At 71.9% G+C, this 17,004-nt stretch carries 14 protein-coding genes and 2 pseudogenes; 10 read left to right on the top strand and 6 right to left on the bottom strand.

Translation table 11 applies throughout. From position 1 onward, the window contains the following. The first annotated feature begins 658 nt into the window (after window positions 1-658). The gene (locus CCN29_RS23160) at window positions 659-853 is read left to right on the top strand and encodes a helix-turn-helix transcriptional regulator (RefSeq protein ID WP_006136273.1); all 195 of its coding nucleotides are present in this window, start codon (window positions 659-661) and stop codon (window positions 851-853) included. A gap of 7 nt (window positions 854-860) precedes the next feature. Here the strand turns inward: CCN29_RS23160 and CCN29_RS23155 are convergent, their stop codons facing one another. Next, window positions 861-1,913 (bottom strand): zinc-dependent alcohol dehydrogenase family protein, encoded by a 1,053-nt coding sequence (locus CCN29_RS23155; protein WP_086684202.1) that lies wholly within the window; start codon window positions 1,911-1,913, stop codon window positions 861-863. A 222-nt stretch (window positions 1,914-2,135) separates the two neighbouring features. Between CCN29_RS23155 and CCN29_RS23150 the strand changes: the two genes are divergently transcribed. Both CCN29_RS23150 and CCN29_RS23145 read left to right on the top strand, forming a co-directional pair. After that, a complete protein-coding gene (locus CCN29_RS23150) occupies window positions 2,136-2,375 on the top strand; it encodes a heavy-metal-associated domain-containing protein (RefSeq protein WP_006136275.1) in 240 nt (79 codons plus the stop codon). 194 nt (window positions 2,376-2,569) lie between these two features. Then, complete coding sequence (locus CCN29_RS23145) at window positions 2,570-4,837, top strand: heavy metal translocating P-type ATPase (RefSeq protein WP_086684199.1); 2,268 nt, start codon at window positions 2,570-2,572, stop codon at window positions 4,835-4,837. A gap of 648 nt (window positions 4,838-5,485) precedes the next feature. Here the strand turns inward: CCN29_RS23145 and CCN29_RS23140 are convergent. Together CCN29_RS23140 and recD2 are read right to left on the bottom strand one after the other, a co-directional pair. After that, window positions 5,486-6,775, bottom strand: a complete 1,290-nt coding sequence (locus tag CCN29_RS23140) for a citrate synthase (protein ID WP_006136277.1) — start codon at window positions 6,773-6,775, stop codon at window positions 5,486-5,488. A 282-nt stretch (window positions 6,776-7,057) separates the two neighbouring features. Beyond that, window positions 7,058-9,352 carry an SF1B family DNA helicase RecD2 gene (recD2, locus tag CCN29_RS23130; RefSeq protein ID WP_086684196.1) on the bottom strand — a complete coding sequence of 765 codons (2,295 nt, stop codon included), beginning with the start codon at window positions 9,350-9,352 and terminating at the stop codon, window positions 7,058-7,060. Window positions 9,353-9,455: 103 nt separating this feature from the next. Between recD2 and CCN29_RS23125 the strand changes: the two genes are divergently transcribed. Beyond that, the gene (locus CCN29_RS23125; protein WP_086684193.1) at window positions 9,456-9,755 is read left to right on the top strand and encodes a hypothetical protein; all 300 of its coding nucleotides are present in this window, start codon (window positions 9,456-9,458) and stop codon (window positions 9,753-9,755) included. A 31-nt stretch (window positions 9,756-9,786) separates the two neighbouring features. Beyond that, complete coding sequence (locus CCN29_RS23120; RefSeq protein WP_086684189.1) at window positions 9,787-10,380, top strand: hypothetical protein; 594 nt, start codon at window positions 9,787-9,789, stop codon at window positions 10,378-10,380. On the opposite strand, the gene CCN29_RS23115 is transcribed toward CCN29_RS23120, so the two are convergent. The 3 genes and pseudogenes from CCN29_RS23115 to CCN29_RS23105 form a co-directional block, all read right to left on the bottom strand. Then, the gene (locus CCN29_RS23115) at window positions 10,374-10,607 is read right to left on the bottom strand and encodes a DUF397 domain-containing protein (RefSeq protein WP_086684205.1); all 234 of its coding nucleotides are present in this window, start codon (window positions 10,605-10,607) and stop codon (window positions 10,374-10,376) included. The genes CCN29_RS23120 and CCN29_RS23115 overlap by 7 nt on opposite strands. A gap of 32 nt (window positions 10,608-10,639) precedes the next feature. Continuing rightward, window positions 10,640-10,793 (bottom strand): annotated as a pseudogene (locus CCN29_RS23110) (DUF397 domain-containing protein); the annotation flags it as partial. Between the two features lie 5 nt (window positions 10,794-10,798). Further along, window positions 10,799-11,167 (bottom strand): annotated as a pseudogene (locus tag CCN29_RS23105) (Scr1 family TA system antitoxin-like transcriptional regulator); the annotation flags it as partial. 127 nt (window positions 11,168-11,294) lie between these two features. Here CCN29_RS23105 and CCN29_RS23100 point away from each other — a divergent pair. From CCN29_RS23100 to CCN29_RS36155, 5 genes are all read left to right on the top strand, one after another. Further along, window positions 11,295-12,335: a LacI family DNA-binding transcriptional regulator gene (locus CCN29_RS23100; RefSeq protein ID WP_031060148.1), complete on the top strand. Its 1,041-nt coding sequence runs from the start codon at window positions 11,295-11,297 to the stop codon at window positions 12,333-12,335. Continuing rightward, on the top strand, window positions 12,332-13,864 hold the full coding sequence (locus CCN29_RS23095) for a sugar ABC transporter ATP-binding protein (protein WP_086684187.1): 1,533 nt from the start codon (window positions 12,332-12,334) through the stop codon (window positions 13,862-13,864). The genes CCN29_RS23100 and CCN29_RS23095 overlap by 4 nt, the downstream gene beginning before the upstream one ends. Continuing rightward, window positions 13,854-15,812 carry an ABC transporter permease/substrate-binding protein gene (locus CCN29_RS23090; protein ID WP_086684184.1) on the top strand — a complete coding sequence of 653 codons (1,959 nt, stop codon included), beginning with the start codon at window positions 13,854-13,856 and terminating at the stop codon, window positions 15,810-15,812. The genes CCN29_RS23095 and CCN29_RS23090 overlap by 11 nt, the downstream gene beginning before the upstream one ends. Before the next feature lie 116 nt (window positions 15,813-15,928). Continuing rightward, window positions 15,929-16,834: a ribokinase gene (locus CCN29_RS23085; RefSeq protein WP_031060151.1), complete on the top strand. Its 906-nt coding sequence runs from the start codon at window positions 15,929-15,931 to the stop codon at window positions 16,832-16,834. Then, the coding region (locus CCN29_RS36155; protein ID WP_442538461.1) for an RbsD/FucU domain-containing protein at window positions 16,831-17,004 on the top strand (174 nt) is incomplete at its 3' end. The genes CCN29_RS23085 and CCN29_RS36155, both read left to right, overlap by 4 nt.

Here is a 17,004-nt window from a genome sequence, read left to right as displayed (position 1 = left end):
GTGGCTGATCGCGCAGTTCCCCGCGCCCCTGCCGACTGCGGGCAGTCGTGCCGCTGGGGCGGCACGGGTGGGCACAGACGGCACCCCTCAGCGGGCCCGCGCCTTACCTCCGTACGGCCACCGGGGTGCCGGGAACTGTTGCACGCCGGGTGCAGGCCGCACGGGGCTGATCGCGCCGTTCCCTGCGCCCCTTAGGGCCGCCACCTGCGGGCAGTCGTGCCGCTTGGGGCGGCACGGGTGGGCGCAGGCGGCACCCCTCAGCGGGCCCGCGCCCCACACCCGTACGGCCACCGGGGTGCCGGGGCCTGTTGTAGGCCGGGTGCGGGCCGCACGGGGCTGGGCGCGCAGTTCCCCGCGCCCCTGGGCGGCTATCGGGGTGCCGGGGGCTCTTGTACGCCGGGTGCGGGCCGTGTGGGGCTGGGCGCGCCGTTCCTCGCGCCCCTTTGGGGCACTTGTGTGCCGTTTCTGTTACCAACACTGGTGTTGCGTCACAGGCGTCACACCCCCGTGCCCCTTCCGTCACACCCGCGCACGCACCCCCTCCCTGCACAACCCCGCTCGTTCTCAACGCACGACGCTGTCGATCGCCAGCGCACGCCCGGCTCCCCCTGACGGCCACCCCCGGCCGCCGCCGCGGCGTGTGCGGGGAGGTGCACACATGACCGAGCTGTGGTCGTACAAGGACATCGCGGCCCACATCAAGGTGCAGCCGGACACCGTGCGGTCCTACCGCAAGCACGGCCTGCTGCCGCCGCCGGACCGGGTGGAGGGCGGGAAGCCCTACTGGCATCCCGACACCGTCCGCCGCTGGGTCGCCGCCCGCCCCGGCAACCGCAACCGCCGGGACGGCTGACCGGCGCTCAGGCCCAGGGTTCGATCACCGTGACCCCGGACCCCGCCGGCCCCGCCCCCTCGCCCATCGCCGCCAGCGCGCCGGGCACCGCGTCCAGTCCGATCACGGAGGTCACCAGCAGGTCCGGGCGGAGCACCCCCGCGCGCACCAGGTCCAGCATCGCCGGGTAGGCGTGCGCGGCCATGCCGTGGCTGCCGAGGATCTCCAGTTCCAGCGCGACGGCGCGGGCCATCGGCACGGGTGTCGTGCCCGTCTCCGAGGGCAGCAGCCCCACCTGCACGTGCCGGCCCCGCCTGCGCAGCCCGTTGACCGAGGCGGCGCAGGTGGCGGGCGCCCCCAGGGCGTCCAGGGACAGGTGCGCGCCGCCTCCGGTCAGGTCGCGGACCGCGGCGGCGGTGTCCCGTACCGCCGAGGCGTCCACGCACTCCGCCGCGCCGAACCGCCGCGCCAGATCGAGCGCGCCCGGCGCCACGTCGACCGCGACCACGCGCGCGCCGGCCGCCGCCGCGATCATCACCGCGGACAGCCCGACGCCTCCGCAGCCGTGCACCGCCACCCACTCCCCCGCCGCGACCCGGCCCTGCTGGACGACGGCCCGGTAGGCGGTGGCGAAGCGGCAGCCGAGGGAGGCGGCGGTGGCGTACGCCATGCCGTCGGGGACGGCGACGAGGTTCACGTCGGCGTGGTCGAGGGCCACGTACTGGGCGAAGGAGCCCCAGTGGGTGAAACCGGGCTGGGTCTGGCGCTCGCACACCTGCTGGTCGCCCGCCGCGCAGGCGGGGCAGGAGCCGCAGGCGCAGACGAACGGCACGGTGACCCGGTCCCCGGCGCGCCAGCGGGTGACCCGGGGGCCGGCCGCCTCGACGACTCCGGCGAGTTCGTGCCCGGGGACGTGCGGGAGGGTGATGTCCGGGTCGTGGCCCTGCCAGCCGTGCCAGTCGCTGCGGCACAGGCCGGTGGCCTCCACCCGGACCACGACCCCGTGCTCCGCCGGCTCCGGGTCCGCGACCTCGCGTACCTCGGCCGGCTTCCCGTACCGCTCGAACAGCACCGCTCGCATGCCAGGTCCCGCCTTCCGATGATCGCCGTCGTCGGCGGAACGCTATCCCCGGGGCGTCGCACGGCGCCTTCCGGGCCGCTTCCGGGCCGTCCCGGCGCCACGCTCCTCCGTCCCCCCCGTCCTGGATTCATACCCCCTAGGGGTATAGTGTGGATGGTACGGGGTCCTCAGCGGCCCCTCCGACCCCCTGCGCACCCCACACGCCCCGTCGAGGAGAACGACATGACGTCCCAGACCGACACCCAGGGTTCCGTCACCACCGTCTACAAGGTGACCGGGATGAGCTGCGGCCACTGCGAGGGCGCCGTCTCCGGCGAGATCTCGCAGCTTCCCGGCGTCAGCTCGGTGACGGCCGTCGCCTCCTCCGGCGAGGTGACCGTGGTCTCCGCCGCTCCGCTCGACGAGGCCGCCGTGCGCGCCGCCGTCGACGAGGCCGGCTTCGAGCTGGCCGGCACGGTCTGACCCGGCGCCGTACCCCTTCCGGCGCCGCATCCGAGCGGCGCGGGTACGGCGCCGCATCCGAGCGGCGCCGTACCCGCGCCTTCGACTCACCCCGCGCGGCGTGAACCGGGCCGTACCGGCCACCCGGCAAGCACGGCCCGTTCGGCCCGGCCCGCCGCCGCCCTCCGCACCCCGGACGTCCCTGGAGCACGGACATGACCAGCACCACCGCCCCCGAGGCCCCGGCCGCCGCGGAGCAGCCGGCGGCCCTCTCGGAGGTCGAGCTGCTCATCGGCGGGATGACCTGCGCCTCCTGCGCGGCCCGCGTCGAGAAGAAGCTCAACCGCATGGAAGGCGTCACCGCCACGGTGAACTACGCGACCGAGAAGGCCCGGATCGCGTATCCGCCGGGCGTCGAGGTCGCCGATCTGATCACCACGGTGGTGACAACCGGCTACACCGCCGAGGAGCCGGCGCCTCCGCGGCAGGACGCCGAGGAGACCGCCTCCGCGCCCGACCCGGAGACGGCCGCCCTGCGCACCAGGCTGATCGTTTCCGCGCTGCTCGCCCTGCCGGTCGTCCTGATGGCGATGATCCCGCCGCTGCAGTTCGACCACTGGCAGTGGCTCTCCCTGACCCTCGCCGCGCCGGTCGTGGTGTGGGGCGCGGCGCCCTTCCACCAGGCCGCCTGGACCAATCTGCGGCACGGCGCGGCCACCATGGACACGCTGGTGTCGGTGGGCACGCTGGCCGCGTTCGGCTGGTCGCTGTGGGCGCTCTTCCTGGGGGACGCGGGCGAGCCGGGCATGCGGCACCCCTTCGAGCTGACCGTCTCCCGCGCCGACGGGGCCTCCGCGATCTATCTGGAGGTCGCGGCCGGGGTCACCGCGTTCATCCTGCTCGGCCGGTATCTGGAGGCCCGTTCCAAGCGCCGTGCGGGCGCCGCGCTGCGGGCGCTGATGGAGCTGGGCGCCAAGGACGTGACCGTACTGCGGGACGGGCGTGAGGTGCGGGTGCCGGCCGAGCGGCTGGCGGTGGGCGACCGGTTCGTGGTGCGTCCCGGGGAGAAGGTAGCCACCGACGGCACGGTCGTCGAGGGCTCCTCCGCCGTGGACGCGTCCATGCTGACCGGCGAGTCCGTGCCGGTGGACGTGACCGTGGGCGACACCGTCACCGGCGCCACCGTCAACGCGGGCGGCCGGCTGGTCGTCGAGGCCACCCGGATCGGCGCGGACACGCAGCTCGCGCGGATGGCGAAGCTGGTGGAGGACGCGCAGACCGGCAAGGCGCAGGTGCAGCGGCTCGCCGACCGGATCGCCGGGGTGTTCGTGCCCGTGGTGCTGTTGATCGCGGCCGCCACCTTCGGGCTGTGGCTGGGCAACACCGGGGACACGGTCGCCGCGTTCACCGCGGCCGTCGCCGTGCTGATCATCGCCTGCCCGTGCGCCCTGGGGCTCGCCACGCCGACCGCTCTGATGGTCGGCACCGGGCGGGGCGCCCAGCTCGGCATCCTGATCAAGGGCCCCGAGGTGCTGGAGTCCACCCGGCGCGTGGACACGGTGGTCCTGGACAAGACCGGGACCGTCACCACCGGCCGGATGTCCCTGCGGGCGGTGCACGCCGCCGAGGGCACGGACGAGGAGGAGCTGCTGCGCCTCGCGGGCGCGCTGGAGCACGCCTCCGAGCACCCGGTGGCGCGGGCGGTCGCCGCGGGCGCCGAGGAGCGCGTGGACGCGCTGCCGCGGGCCGAGCACTTCGAGAACGTCCCCGGCCGGGGCGTACGCGGACGTGTGGAGGGCCGTGAGGTGGCCGTGGGGCGGCTGTCCGAGGTGTTCGGGGAGCTGCCGCCGGAGCTGGCGCGGGCCAAGGAGGAGGCGGAGCGCGCCGGGCACACCGCGGTGGTGGCCGGCTGGGACGGCGCGGCACGCGGTGTGCTCGCCGTCGCCGACACGGTGAAGGAGACCAGCGCCGAGGCGGTCCGCAACCTGCGGGCACTGGGCCTGACACCCGTACTGCTGACCGGGGACAACCGGGCGGTGGCCGAGGCGGTCGCGCGCACCGTGGGCATCGACGAGGACCGGGTGATCGCCGAGGTGCTGCCCGAGGACAAGGCCGACGTGGTACGCCGGCTCCAGCGCGAGGGGCGCAGCGTCGCCATGGTCGGCGACGGCGTCAACGACGCGGCCGCGCTGGCCGTCGCCGATCTGGGTCTGTCCCTGGGCACGGGCACGGACGCGGCGATCGAGGCGGGCGACCTCACCCTGGTGCGCGGCGACCTGAGAGTGGCGGCGGACGCGATACGGCTGTCCCGGCGCACCCTCGCCACGATCAAGGGCAACCTCGTGTGGGCCTTCGGCTACAACGTGGCCGCGCTGCCGCTGGCCGCGGCGGGCCTGCTGAACCCGATGATCGCCGGAGCCGCCATGGCCTTCTCGTCGGTGTTCGTGGTCACGAACAGTCTGCGGCTCCGGTCATTTCATTGAGGTCTCAAGTTGGGCAGTACCCCTGGAGTCCGGTAAGACCCTCACATAAGCTCTTCACAAGCCTCGCGCATCATCCTTACGCTTGGCCCCGTGAGAGATTTGCGGGCTCCTGCGCAGTGTGGGGACATATGCAAGAGACGCAGATCACAGTGATCTGAACGTAACCATCGAAGGGGTTCGAAGGTCTAAGTTGGCGATGTCGGGCAGCGTCTTGGGGGGCGCTACCTGGCATCTGGGGATGTCTTGGGGGACTTCTCCAGAGATTGCGTTGCCGGGGCACGTGCCCAGGGAAGCTTTGAGCGGCCCTCCCGACGTGCGTTGTCCCGGCAGACCGCACACCGACGAGTGCGGCGGATTCAGGTCCGCCGTACTCAACCAGCGATTCAGGCGCTGTCCTCACAAGCGCCCGGCCGGATCCCGTGGGGGGAATCCGCACCGGGACATGGGAAGGCGCCCTGGACCGTCGGCCCGTGGGGGGACCGGCGGCCAGGGCGCCTTTTCCTTTGCCCGTTCACTTGGAGGGGGCGCGTGTGCGCGCCTAAGGGGCGCGGGGAACTGCGCGACCAGCCGAAGCCGACCCGCAGCCGCCCACGCCCCTTCAGCACCGAGCAACTGGGCGCAAGGCGCCCAACCCGCACCGGGCAGGTGTCAGCGCTGCTCGACCGGAACGAAGTCCCGCTCGACGACCCCCGTGTAGATCTGCCGCGGGCGCCCGATCCGAGACCCCGGCTCCTTGATCATCTCGTGCCACTGGGCGATCCACCCCGGCAGCCGCCCAAGGGCGAACAGCACGGTGAACATCTCGGTCGGAAAGCCCATGGCCCGGTAGATCAGACCGGTGTAGAAGTCCACGTTCGGGTAGAGGCTGCGCGAGACGAAGTAGTCGTCGGAGAGCGCGTGCTCCTCCAGCTTGAGCGCGATGTCCAGCAGCTCGTCGGACTTGCCGAGGGCGGACAGCACGTCGTGCGCGGCGGCCTTGATGATCTTGGCGCGCGGGTCGAAGTTCTTGTAGACCCGGTGGCCGAAGCCCATCAGGCGGACGCCGTCCTCCTTGTTCTTCACCTTGCGGATGAAGGAGTCGACGTCGCCGCCGCTGTCGCGGATGCCCTCGAGCATCTCCAGCACCGACTGGTTGGCGCCGCCGTGCAGCGGGCCCCACAGGGCGTTGATGCCGGCGGAGATCGAGGCGAACATGTTCGCCTGCGACGAGCCGACCAGGCGGACCGTCGACGTCGAGCAGTTCTGCTCGTGGTCGGCGTGCAGGATCAGCAGCTTGTCCAGGGCGGAGACGACGACCGGGTCGAGGTCGTACTCCTGCGCCGGGACGGAGAAGGTCATGCGCAGGAAGTTCTCGACGTAGCCGAGGTCGTTGCGCGGGTAGACGAACGGGTGGCCGACCGACTTCTTGTAGGCGTAGGCCGCGATCGTCGGGAGCTTGGCGAGCAGACGGATGGTGGAGAGGTTGCGCTGCTGCTCGTCGAACGGGTTGTGGCTGTCCTGGTAGAACGTGGACAGCGCGGAGACCACCGAGGACAGCATGGCCATCGGGTGGGCGTCGCGCGGGAAGCCCCGGTAGAAGTTCTTGACGTCCTCGTGCAGCAGGGTGTGCTGCGTGATCTCGTCCTTGAACGCGGCCAGCTCGTCGACGGTCGGCAGCTCACCGTTGATCAGCAGGTAGGCCACCTCCAGGAAGGTGGAGCGCTCGGCCAGCTGCTCGATCGGGTAGCCGCGGTACCGGAGGATGCCGGCCTCGCCGTCGAGATAGGTGATCGCGGATTTGTAGGCGGCGGTGTTGCCGTAGCCGCTGTCCAGCGTCACCAGACCGGTCTGGGCGCGGAGCTTCCCGATGTCGAAGCCCTTGTCACCGACGGTGCTGTCGATCACCGGGTAGGTGTACTCGCTGCCGTCGTACCGCAGTACTACAGAGTTGTCGCTCACGTCTTCCCTCACCGACGTTGTGCCTCATCTTCGAGGTGCCCTGACTGTCTCTACCATCCCCCACTCGGCTCAGGAGAGTGCACTCGGGGTCGACCATCGGGCCTATTGACGGCACTGAGTGCCGCCAACTTGCCCATCCTGCCCCCTGTGTTCCCCTTCCGGAAGCCCTCTGTGACCTTCACGACTCATTTGATCGATCATTTTTCGGTGACGGGGCCCTCACAGCGGCGTCCGCCCCCGCCGAGAGGGGGTGCACCCCCCCCGGGTCCACCCGAGTCCCCCTCACGCGGACGCGGAATCGGCGGGGCGGGCTCCGCCGCCCCCTGCGGCGAGGCGCATGTCCAGGGCCGTGCAGCGGCGGCCCGCCGACACCGTGCGCACGGCCTGCCCGATGGCCTTGCGGGAGCCGACCAGGACGACGAGCTTCCGGGCGCGGGTGACCGCCGTGTAGAGCAGGTTGCGCTGGAGCATCATCCACGCCCCCGTCGTCACGGGGATCACGACGGCCGGGTACTCGCTGCCCTGGGAGCGGTGGATGGTGACCGCGTACGCGTGCGCCAGTTCGTCCAGCTCGTCGAAGTCGTACGGCACCTCCTCGTCCTCGTCGGTCAGCACGGTCAGGCGCTGGTCCACCGGGTCGAGCGCGGTGACGACGCCGACGGTGCCGTTGAAGACGCCGTTGGCGCCCTTCTCGTAGTTGTTGCGGATCTGCGTGACCTTGTCGCCGACGCGGAACACCCGGCCGCCGAACCGCTTCTCGGGCAGGTCGGGACGGGCGGGCGTGACGGCCTGCTGGAGCAGCCCGTTGAGCGTGCCCGCGCCGGCCGGGCCACGGTGCATGGGGGCGAGGACCTGCACGTCACGGCGCGGATCGAGGCCGAACTTCGCGGGGATGCGCCGGGCCGCCACGTCCACGGTGAGCCGCCCGGCCTCCTCGGTGTCGTCCTCGACGAAGAGGAAGAAGTCCTTCATGCCGTCGGTCACCGGGTGCTGCCCGGCGTTGATCCGGTGGGCGTTGGTGACCACGCCGGACTGCTGGGCCTGGCGGAAGACCCGGGTGAGGCGGACGGCGGGGACGGGGCTGCCGTCGGCGAGCAGGTCCCGCAGCACCTCACCCGCGCCCACGCTGGGCAGCTGGTCCACGTCCCCCACGAACAGCAGGTGGGCGCCCGGCGGCACGGCCTTGACCAGCTTGTTCGCCAGCAGCAGGTCCAGCATGGACGCCTCGTCGACCACCACCAGGTCGGCGTCCAGCGGCCGGTCCCGGTCGTACGCCGCGTCCCCGCCCGGCCTCAGCTCCAGCAGCCGGTGCACGGTGGACGCCTCGGCGCCGGTCAGCTCGGCGAGCCGCTTGGCGGCGCGGCCGGTCGGGGCCGCGAGCACCACCTTCGCCTTCTTGGCGCGGGCCAGCTCCACGATCGACCGCACGGTGAACGACTTGCCGCAGCCCGGCCCGCCGGTCAGCACGGCCACCTTCTTCGTCAACGCCAGCTTGACCGCGGCCTCCTGCTCGGGCGCCAGCTCCGTCCCCGTACGGCCGCGCAGCCAGCCGAGCGCCTTGTCCCACGCCACGTCCCGGAACGCGGGCATCCGGTCCTGGTCGGTGCGCAGCAGCCGCATCAGCTGGGCGGCGAGAGCCACCTCGGCGCGGTGGAACGGCACCAGGTAGACGGCGGTGACGGGGTCCCCGCCGTCGGGGTCGGGCACCTTCTCCCGTACGACGCCGGGGTCCTCGCCCGGGTCCTCCGGCCCGGCGGCCAGCTCGGCCAGGCACTCGATGACGAGCCCGGTGTCCACCTGAAGCAGCTTCACCGCGTCCGCGATCAGCTTCTCCTCGGGGAGATAGCAGTGCCCCTGGTCGGTGGCCTGCGACAGCGCGTACTGGAGGCCCGCCTTCACCCGGTCCGGGCTGTCGTGCGGGATGCCGACGGACTGGGCGATCTTGTCGGCGGTGAGGAAGCCGATGCCCCAGACGTCGGCGGCGAGCCGGTACGGCTGGTTCTTCACGACGGAGATGGAGGCGTCGCCGTACTTCTTGTAGATGCGCACGGCGATGGAGGTGGACACCTCGACGGTCTGGAGGAAGAGCATGACCTCCTTGATCGCCTTCTGCTCCTCCCAGGCCTCGGCGATCTTCTTGGTCCGCTTGGGCCCGAGCCCCGGGACCTCGATGAGCCGCTTGGGCTCCTCCTCGATGACGCGGAGGGTGTCCGTCCCGAAGTGCTGGGTGATCCGGTCGGCGAAGACCGGCCCGATGCCCTTCACCAGCCCCGAGCCGAGGTAACGGCGGATGCCCTGGACGGTGGCGGGCAGCACGGTCGTGTAGTTCTCCACGTGGAACTGTTTGCCGTACTGGGGATGCGACCCCCAGCGCCCCTCCATCCGCAGCGACTCCCCCACCTGCGCGCCGAGCAGCGCCCCGACGACGGTGAGCAGGTCGCCGGCGCCCCGGCCGGTGTCGACGCGGGCGACGGTGTAGCCGTTCTCCTCGTTGGCGTACGTGATGCGCTCCAACACGCCTTCGAGCGTGGCGAGCCGGCGTTCGCCGGGGGACGCGGCGGGTGGGTGGTTGGGCATGATCCGACGGTACTCGCGCGGTGTGACAGCCCGTACGGGCACGGGGAGATCCCCGTGTACGCGGTACGCTCGCGCGACAGTCCCGGAGCGGAGGCGAGCCCTGGTGATACGCGACCTCTACAACGTCCGCACGCTGCCCGGCACAGGTGAGGACGACGGTGTCCCGCCGCTGACCGATGAAGAGGAGCGGCGGTACCGCGCCCTGCTGTTCACGGAACTGGGCAACGAGATCGCCGACACGGGGCAGGCGCGCTACCCGGCCTACACGCCTCAGGACCGCCGCCGCCTGGTCGACGTGGCCCACCGCCTCACAACCCACTGGGGGCAGGAGGTGCGCGTCGAGGCGGAAGACCTGACGCGCGTACGGCTGTACCTGGCGGTGCGGAGCGTCGGTAGGTCGTGAGCGGGGGCTCGCAGCGCGCGGGAGGAGAGCCGTGGGACTGACCTACAGCTACGACATCCATCTGCGTCCGGAGAACCTGGCGCGTGCGCTGACCGAGGTGGCGAAGCTGGCGCCGCCGGGGCGGGAGGCGCCACCGCTGCCGGTGACCCTCCCGGACGGTGAGCGGGTCGTCCTGCCGTTCACGGCTTCTTTCGAGAGCGAGCCGGTCGACTGTTCCTCTCTGGACAGCTTCGAACTCGACACGTCCATCATGTTCCCGGCGGACGAAGCGGTGCGCGCGTACGCGGAGGACTTCGGGCATCACGTGGTGGACGGGCGGGTCCCGATCGGATACGTCTACCTGACGGTCCGCTTCCAGTCCTTCCTGGACCCGCACTACGCATGCCTGGAGTTCTGGGCTGCGACATCGAGGATGAGCAGGCTCTTCGAAGCGTCACCCGCGGTCAGGAAGGTCTTCACCGACCTCGCCGCCGCGTCCGGCGCGGTGTGCTGCCTCTTCGACACGGGCGACGGCTCACCCGAGCGGGTGCTCTGGCTCGACGAGGAGGCAGCTGGGGACTTGGCCGACAACCCCCGCTTCCCGGATCCGGACGCGCTGATGAGGGCCGGATCCGAGGATCAGTGAGCGGAGGTTCCCGTCTCGGGCGAGCGGGGGCATGGCCGGCCTTCGGCTCCTTTCAGCGCGTCGACGAACTCGGCGAAGACTCCCTCGTGGAAGACGAGGACTCCCTGCGAGGAGGCTTTCGAGTCACGGACGGCTGTGTGGTCAGCTGAGGTGGCGACCTCGACGCAGTTGTTGCCGTCGTCGGGGCCTGAGTAGGACGACTCACGCCAGGTGGTGACGCGAGGCATCACGAACCGCTTGCCGTCCTCTTCAGCCCCTCGACGAAAACGGCGAAGGTCTCGCTGGCGAAGACAAGGGTGGCCCGGTCCGGGGCCTTGGAGTCGCGGACGACCGTAGGCGAGGGAGGTCGCGATTTCGACGCACTCGTTGCCGTCACCCGGACCCGAGTAGGACGACTTACGCCAGTTCTCCATGCTGCCTACAGCTCCTTCGCGAGGCTGTGGATGAAGTCACGCGACTTGTCAAGGTCGAGTGAAGCCGCCTCCACCATACGGAAACTCGTCCGGTAGGTCTCGAGTTGCGCTTCGGAATCGATGAAGACCGTGCCGTGCAAGGCGTCGCGGACCACCGTGTCCAGTTCGGGCAAGGGGCCGCCCACGTAGGTCATCGTGCTGGATGCTGCAGGAAAGTCGTCCCGGTCGAGAGGGATGACACGCACGGAGACGTGCCCGGCCTCGGACAACTCGAGTAGTCGGTTCAGTTGAGCCCGCGCGGTGGCTCGGCCGCTGACCCTGATACGCAGTGCCGCCTCATGGATGACCGCTTCATACCGGATGGCGAACCTCTGTGGCGGCCACCGCCGCACCTGCCCCGGTCACGATTCGGTTGCGGCCACCCCCCACCCCCTTGCCCACCGCCGGTGTAATCGATTCCAATCCTCCGTGTAATCGATTCCACGAGGAGGTGGAACGGCGATGGCGAGCATCAAGGACGTCGCCGCCGAGGCGGGGCTGTCCGTCGCCACGGTGTCGCGTGCGCTGAACGGGCATCCGTCCGTCAGCGAGGACGCCCGGCGGCGCGTCTCCGCCGCCGTCGAGGCGCTCGGGTACCGGCCGAACGCCGTCGCCCGCTCCCTGCGCACCGACGAGACCCGCACCCTCGGGCTGGTCATCAGCGACGTGATGAACCCGTACTTCACCGAGCTGGCCCGCTCCGTCGAGGAGGAGGCCCGCGCGCTGGGGTACAGCGTGATCATCGGGAACGCCGACGAGCGGCCCGGCCTCCAGGACCACCACGTCACCACCCTGCTGGACCGCCGTATCGACGGCCTGCTCGTCTCCCCCACCGACGGCGGCTCGCCCGGGATGCTCGGGGCCGCGCGGGCGGGGACGCCCATGGTGTTCGTCGACCGGTGGATCCCGGGCGTGGACGTGCCCGTGGTCCGGTCCGACGGGCGGGCCGCCGTACGGGACCTCGTCGCGCATCTGCACGGGCTCGGGCACCGGCGGCTGGCGATCATCGCCGGGCCCGCCGCGACCACCACCGGCCGGGAACGCGTGGACGCCTTCCGTGAGGCGCTCGCCGCGTACGGGCTGGAGCTGCCCGACGCCTACATCGGGCAGGGCGACTTCCAGGCCGGGAGCGGGCGCCGCGTCACCGAGGGCTTCCTCGACCTGCCCGTGCCGCCCGAGGCCGTGTTCGCCGCCGACAACCTGATGGCGCTCGGCGCGCTGGACGCGATCCGGGCGCGCGGGCTGCGGGTGCCGGACGACATCGCGCTCGCCGCGTTCGACGACATCCCCTGGTTCGTGCACACCGACCCCCCGGTCACCGCGATCGCCCAGCCCACCCGCGACCTGGGGCGGGCGGCCGTACGCGCCCTCGTCGACCGGATCGCCGGGCGGCCCGGCGCGTCGGTCACCCTTCCCGCCCGGCTCGTCGTGCGCCGCTCGTGCGGCGAGCCGGGGACCGGGCGACCCCCGTCCCCCTCCCCCGTACGAAGGAGTACGCCGTGAGCAGCCGCAGTCCTGACGAGTTGCTGCGTATCGAGGGCATCCGCAAGACCTTCCCCGGCGTGGTCGCGCTCGACGGCGTCGACTTCGACCTGCGCCGCGGCGAGGTGCACGTGCTGCTCGGTGAGAACGGCGCCGGCAAGAGCACGCTCATCAAGATGCTCTCCGGCGCCTACACGCCCGACGCCGGCCGGATCACGGTCGGCGGCGAGGAGGTGCGCATCCACGGTGCGCAGGACTCCGAGCGGCTCGGGATCGCCACCATCTACCAGGAGTTCAACCTGGTCCCCGATCTGACGGTCGCGGAGAACATCTTCCTCGGGCGGCAGCCGCGCCGGTTCGGGATGATCGACCGGAAGCGGATGGACGCCGACGCCGAGGTGCTGCTGAAGCGCGTCGGGGTCGACGTGTCCCCCCGGGCGCGGGTGCGCGAACTCGGTATCGCCCGGCTCCAGATGGTCGAGATCGCCAAGGCGCTCAGCCTCGACGCGCGTGTGCTGATCATGGACGAGCCGACCGCCGTGCTGACCTCGGAGGAGGTCGAGAAGCTGTTCGCGATCGTGCGGCGGCTGCGCGAGGACGGCGTCGGGATCGTCTTCATCACCCACCATCTGGAGGAGATCGCCGCGCTCGGCGACCGGGTCACCGTGATCCGGGACGGCCGCAGCGTCGGGCAGGTGCCCGCCTCCACGCCCGAGGACGAGCTCGTACGGCTCATGGTCGGACGGTCGATCGAGCAGCAGTACCCGCGCGAGCGCGCCGACGCCGGGGACGCGCTGCTGAAGGTGGAGGGGCTGACCCGGGACGGCGTCTTCCACGACGTGAGTTTCGAGGTGCGGGCCGGTGAGGTCGTCGGCATCGCGGGGCTGGTCGGGGCAGGGCGGACGGAGGTGGTCCGGGCGGTGTTCGGGGCCGACCCGTACGACGCCGGGACCGTGCACGTCGCGGGCGCCCCGCTGCGCCGCCACGATGTGAACGCCGCGCTCGCGGCCGGGATCGGGCTGGTGCCCGAGGACCGCAAGGGCCAGGGGCTGGTGCTGGACGCCTCCGTCGAGGAGAACCTCGGCCTGGTCACCCTCCGGTCCTCCTCGCGTGCGGGGCTCGTCGACCTCAAGGGGCAGCGCGAGGCCGCGGCCCGGATCGCCGGGCAGCTCGGCGTGCGGATGGCCGGGCTCGGCCAGCACGTGCGCACGCTCTCCGGCGGCAACCAGCAGAAGGTCGTCATCGGCAAGTGGCTGCTGGCCGACACCAAGGTGCTCATCCTCGACGAGCCGACGCGCGGCATCGACGTCGGCGCGAAGGTCGAGATCTACCAGCTGATCAACGAGCTGACGGCGGCCGGCGCCGCGGTGCTCATGATCTCCAGCGACCTGCCCGAGGTGCTCGGCATGAGCGACCGGGTCCTGGTCATGGCGCAGGGCCGGCTCGCGGGCGAACTGGACGCGGCCGACGCCACCCAGGACGCCGTGATGGCCCTCGCCGTCAGCACCACTTCCCCCAGCAACGGAACGGAGGCCCCCGGTGGCCACTGACACGCTCAAGAGCAAGCCGGGCGCGCAGGGCGGCGCCACCGGCGGCCTGCGCCGGCTGCTCCTCGACAACGGCGCGCTGACCGCGCTGATCGTCCTCGTCGTCGCCATGTCGGCGCTGTCCGGGGACTTCCTGACCGCCGACAACCTGCTGAACGTCGGCGTCCAGGCCGCCGTGACCGCGATCCTCGCCTTCGGCGTCACCTTCGTCATCGTCTCGGCGGGCATCGACCTGTCGGTCGGCTCGGTCGCCGCGCTGTCCGCGACCGTGCTGGCGTGGAGCGCGACGGAGGCCGGGATCCCGGTGGCCCTCGCGGTGCTCCTCGCCGTGGCGACCGGCATCGTCTGCGGCCTGGTCAACGGCTTCCTCGTCTCGTACGGCAAACTCCCGCCGTTCATCGCCACCCTGGCGATGCTGTCGGTGGCGCGCGGGCTGTCGCTGGTGATCTCTCAGGGCTCGCCCATCGCCTTCCCCGACTCCGTCTCCCACCTGGGCGACACGCTCGGCGGCTGGCTGCCGGTGCCGGTGCTCGTCATGGTCGTGATGGGTCTGCTCACCGCGTTCGTCCTGGGCCGGACGTACATCGGCCGCTCGATGTACGCGATCGGCGGCAACGAGGAGGCCGCGCGGCTGTCGGGCCTGCGCGTGAAGAAGCAGAAGCTCGCCATCTACGCCTTCTCCGGCCTGTTCGCGGCCGCCGCGGGCATCGTGCTCGCCTCCCGGCTGGCGTCCGCGCAGCCGCAGGCCGCGCAGGGCTACGAACTGGACGCGATCGCCGCGGTCGTCATCGGCGGCGCTTCCCTCGCGGGCGGCACCGGCAAGGCGTCCGGCACGCTGATCGGCGCGCTGATCCTCGCGGTGCTGCGCAACGGCCTCAACCTGCTGTCGGTGTCGGCCTTCTGGCAGCAGGTCGTCATCGGTGTGGTCATCGCGCTGGCGGTGCTGTTCGACACGGTGCGCCGCAAGGCGGGCGCGACCACCCCGGCGGCCGGCGCGTCCGGCGGCGGGAACAAGGGCAAGCAGGCACTGACGTACGTGATCGCGGCCGTCGTCGCCGTCGCGGTCGTCGGCGCCACCTCGCTGCTGCACAGCGGGTCGTCCGGGGCGGACAAGCCGAAGATCGGCCTGTCCCTGTCGACGCTCAACAACCCGTTCTTCGTGCAGATCCGGGACGGCGCCGAGGAGGAGGCGAAGAAGCTGGGCGTGGACCTCACCGTCACCGACGCGCAGAACGACGCCTCCCAGCAGGCCAACCAGCTCCAGAACTTCACCAGCGGCTCGCTCTCCGCGGTCGTCGTCAACCCGGTGGACTCCGACGCGGCCGGACCGTCCGTACGCGGCGCGAACCAGGCCGGCATCCCGGTGATCGCCGTGGACCGCGGCGTCAACAAGGCGGACACCTCCGCCCTGGTCGCCTCCGACAACGTCGAGGGCGGCGCGCTCGGCGCCAAGGCGCTCGCCGAGAAGCTCGGCGGCAAGGGCACCATCGTGATCCTCCAGGGCCAGGCCGGCACCTCCGCCAGCCGGGAGCGCGGGGCGGGCTTCGCGGAGGGCCTGAAGGCCTACCCAGGCATCAAGGTCGTCGCCAAGCAGCCCGCGGACTTCGACCGCACCAAGGGCCTGGACGTGATGACGAACCTGCTCCAGGCGCACCCCGACATCGACGGCGTCTTCGCCGAGAACGACGAGATGGCGCTCGGCGCGATCAAGGCACTCGGCTCCAAGGCCGGAACGTCGGTGCAGGTCGTCGGGTTCGACGGCACCCCGGACGGGCTGAAGGCGGTGCGGGCGGGCACGCTGTACGCCTCCGTCGCCCAGCAGCCGAGCGAACTCGGCCGGATCGCCGTGCGGAACGCGTTGCGGGCCGCGGAGGACGAAAAGGTGGAGAAGATGGTGAAGGTCCCGGTGAAGGTGGTCACGAAGGAGAACGTGGCCGGCTTCGAAGGCTGACACCGGGCACGGGACCACGGAGGCACAGGAGCCCCACGGGGCGCCGGGCCTCAGAGGCACACGGGCGGGCGGTCACCGGACCGCCCGCCCTCCTCAGCGGATCGGGGAGCGAATTCATGTACGACTACGACCTCCTGGTCGTCGGCTCGGCCAACGCCGACCTGGTGATCGGGGTGGAGCGCCGGCCGGGCGCCGGGGAGACGGTACTCGGCTCCGACCTGGCCGTGCACCCGGGCGGCAAGGGCGCGAACCAGGCGGTCGCCGCCGCCCGGCTCGGCGCGCGCACCGCCCTGCTGGCGCGGGTCGGAAGCGACGAACACGGACGGCTGCTGCTGGACTCGCTGCGCGAGGCCGGGGCCGACACGGTGGGCGTGCTGGTGGGCGGGGCGCCGACCGGGGTCGCGCTGATCACGGTGGACCCGTCGGGCGACAACAGCATCGTCGTCTCGCCGGGCGCGAACGGCCGGCTGACCCCGTCGGACGTACGCGCCGCCGCGAGCCTCTTCCACGCCTCGCGGGTGGTGTCGACGCAGCTGGAGATCCCGCTGGAGTCGGTGGTGGAGGTGGTGCGCAGCCTCGCGCCGGACAGCCGCTTCGTCCTCAACCCGTCGCCGCCGCGTCCGCTGCCGTCGGAGGTGCTGGCGGCCTGCGACCCGCTGATCGTCAACGAGCACGAGGCGAAGGTGATCCTCGGCGACAGCGCCCAGGTGAGCGACGAACCCGAGGACTGGGCGCGGCTGTTGCTGGCGAAGGGTCCGCGTTCGGTGGTGGTGACCCTGGGCGGTGAGGGCGCGCTCGTGGCGTCCTCGGCGGGGGTGACGCGGGTGCCGTCGGTGAAGGTGGAGGCGGTGGACACCACGGGCGCCGGGGACGCGTTCACCGCGGCGCTGGCGTGGCGGCTGGGCACGGGCGAACCGCTCGCCGAGGCCGCCGCCTACGCGGCCCGGGTGGGCGCGGCGACGGTCACCAAGGAGGGCGCGCAGGTGTCGTTCCCGACGGCGGCGGAGGTCGCGGAGCTGTGAAGAAGCACGGGATCCTCAACCGGCACCTGTCCGGCGCCCTCGCCTCGCTCGGCCACACCGACGGGGTGCTGGTGTGCGACGCGGGCATGCCGATCCCGGAGGGGCCCCGCGTGGTGGACCTGGCCTTCACGGCCGGGGTGCCGTCGTTCGCGGAGGTGCTGGAGGGTCTG

Source organism: Streptomyces pseudogriseolus, from assembly GCA_002154585.1.
Taxonomy (GTDB): domain Bacteria; phylum Actinomycetota; class Actinomycetes; order Streptomycetales; family Streptomycetaceae; genus Streptomyces; species Streptomyces pseudogriseolus.
The sequence above is the reverse complement of the archived record's forward strand: the minus strand, read 5'-3'. Positions and strand labels throughout refer to the sequence as shown.

Coding starts and splice junctions, on each gene's coding strand:
- CCN29_RS23160 (WP_006136273.1), top strand. CDS start 659: ATGACCGAGCTGTGGTCGTACAAGGACATCGCGGCCCACATCAAGGTG.
- CCN29_RS23155 (WP_086684202.1), bottom strand. CDS start 1,913: ATGCGAGCGGTGCTGTTCGAGCGGTACGGGAAGCCGGCCGAGGTACGC.
- CCN29_RS23150 (WP_006136275.1), top strand. CDS start 2,136: ATGACGTCCCAGACCGACACCCAGGGTTCCGTCACCACCGTCTACAAG.
- CCN29_RS23145 (WP_086684199.1), top strand. CDS start 2,570: ATGACCAGCACCACCGCCCCCGAGGCCCCGGCCGCCGCGGAGCAGCCG.
- recD2 (WP_086684196.1), bottom strand. CDS start 9,352: ATGCCCAACCACCCACCCGCCGCGTCCCCCGGCGAACGCCGGCTCGCC.
- CCN29_RS23115 (WP_086684205.1), bottom strand. CDS start 10,607: ATGCCTCGCGTCACCACCTGGCGTGAGTCGTCCTACTCAGGCCCCGAC.
- CCN29_RS23100 (WP_031060148.1), top strand. CDS start 11,295: ATGGCGAGCATCAAGGACGTCGCCGCCGAGGCGGGGCTGTCCGTCGCC.
- CCN29_RS23085 (WP_031060151.1), top strand. CDS start 15,929: ATGTACGACTACGACCTCCTGGTCGTCGGCTCGGCCAACGCCGACCTG.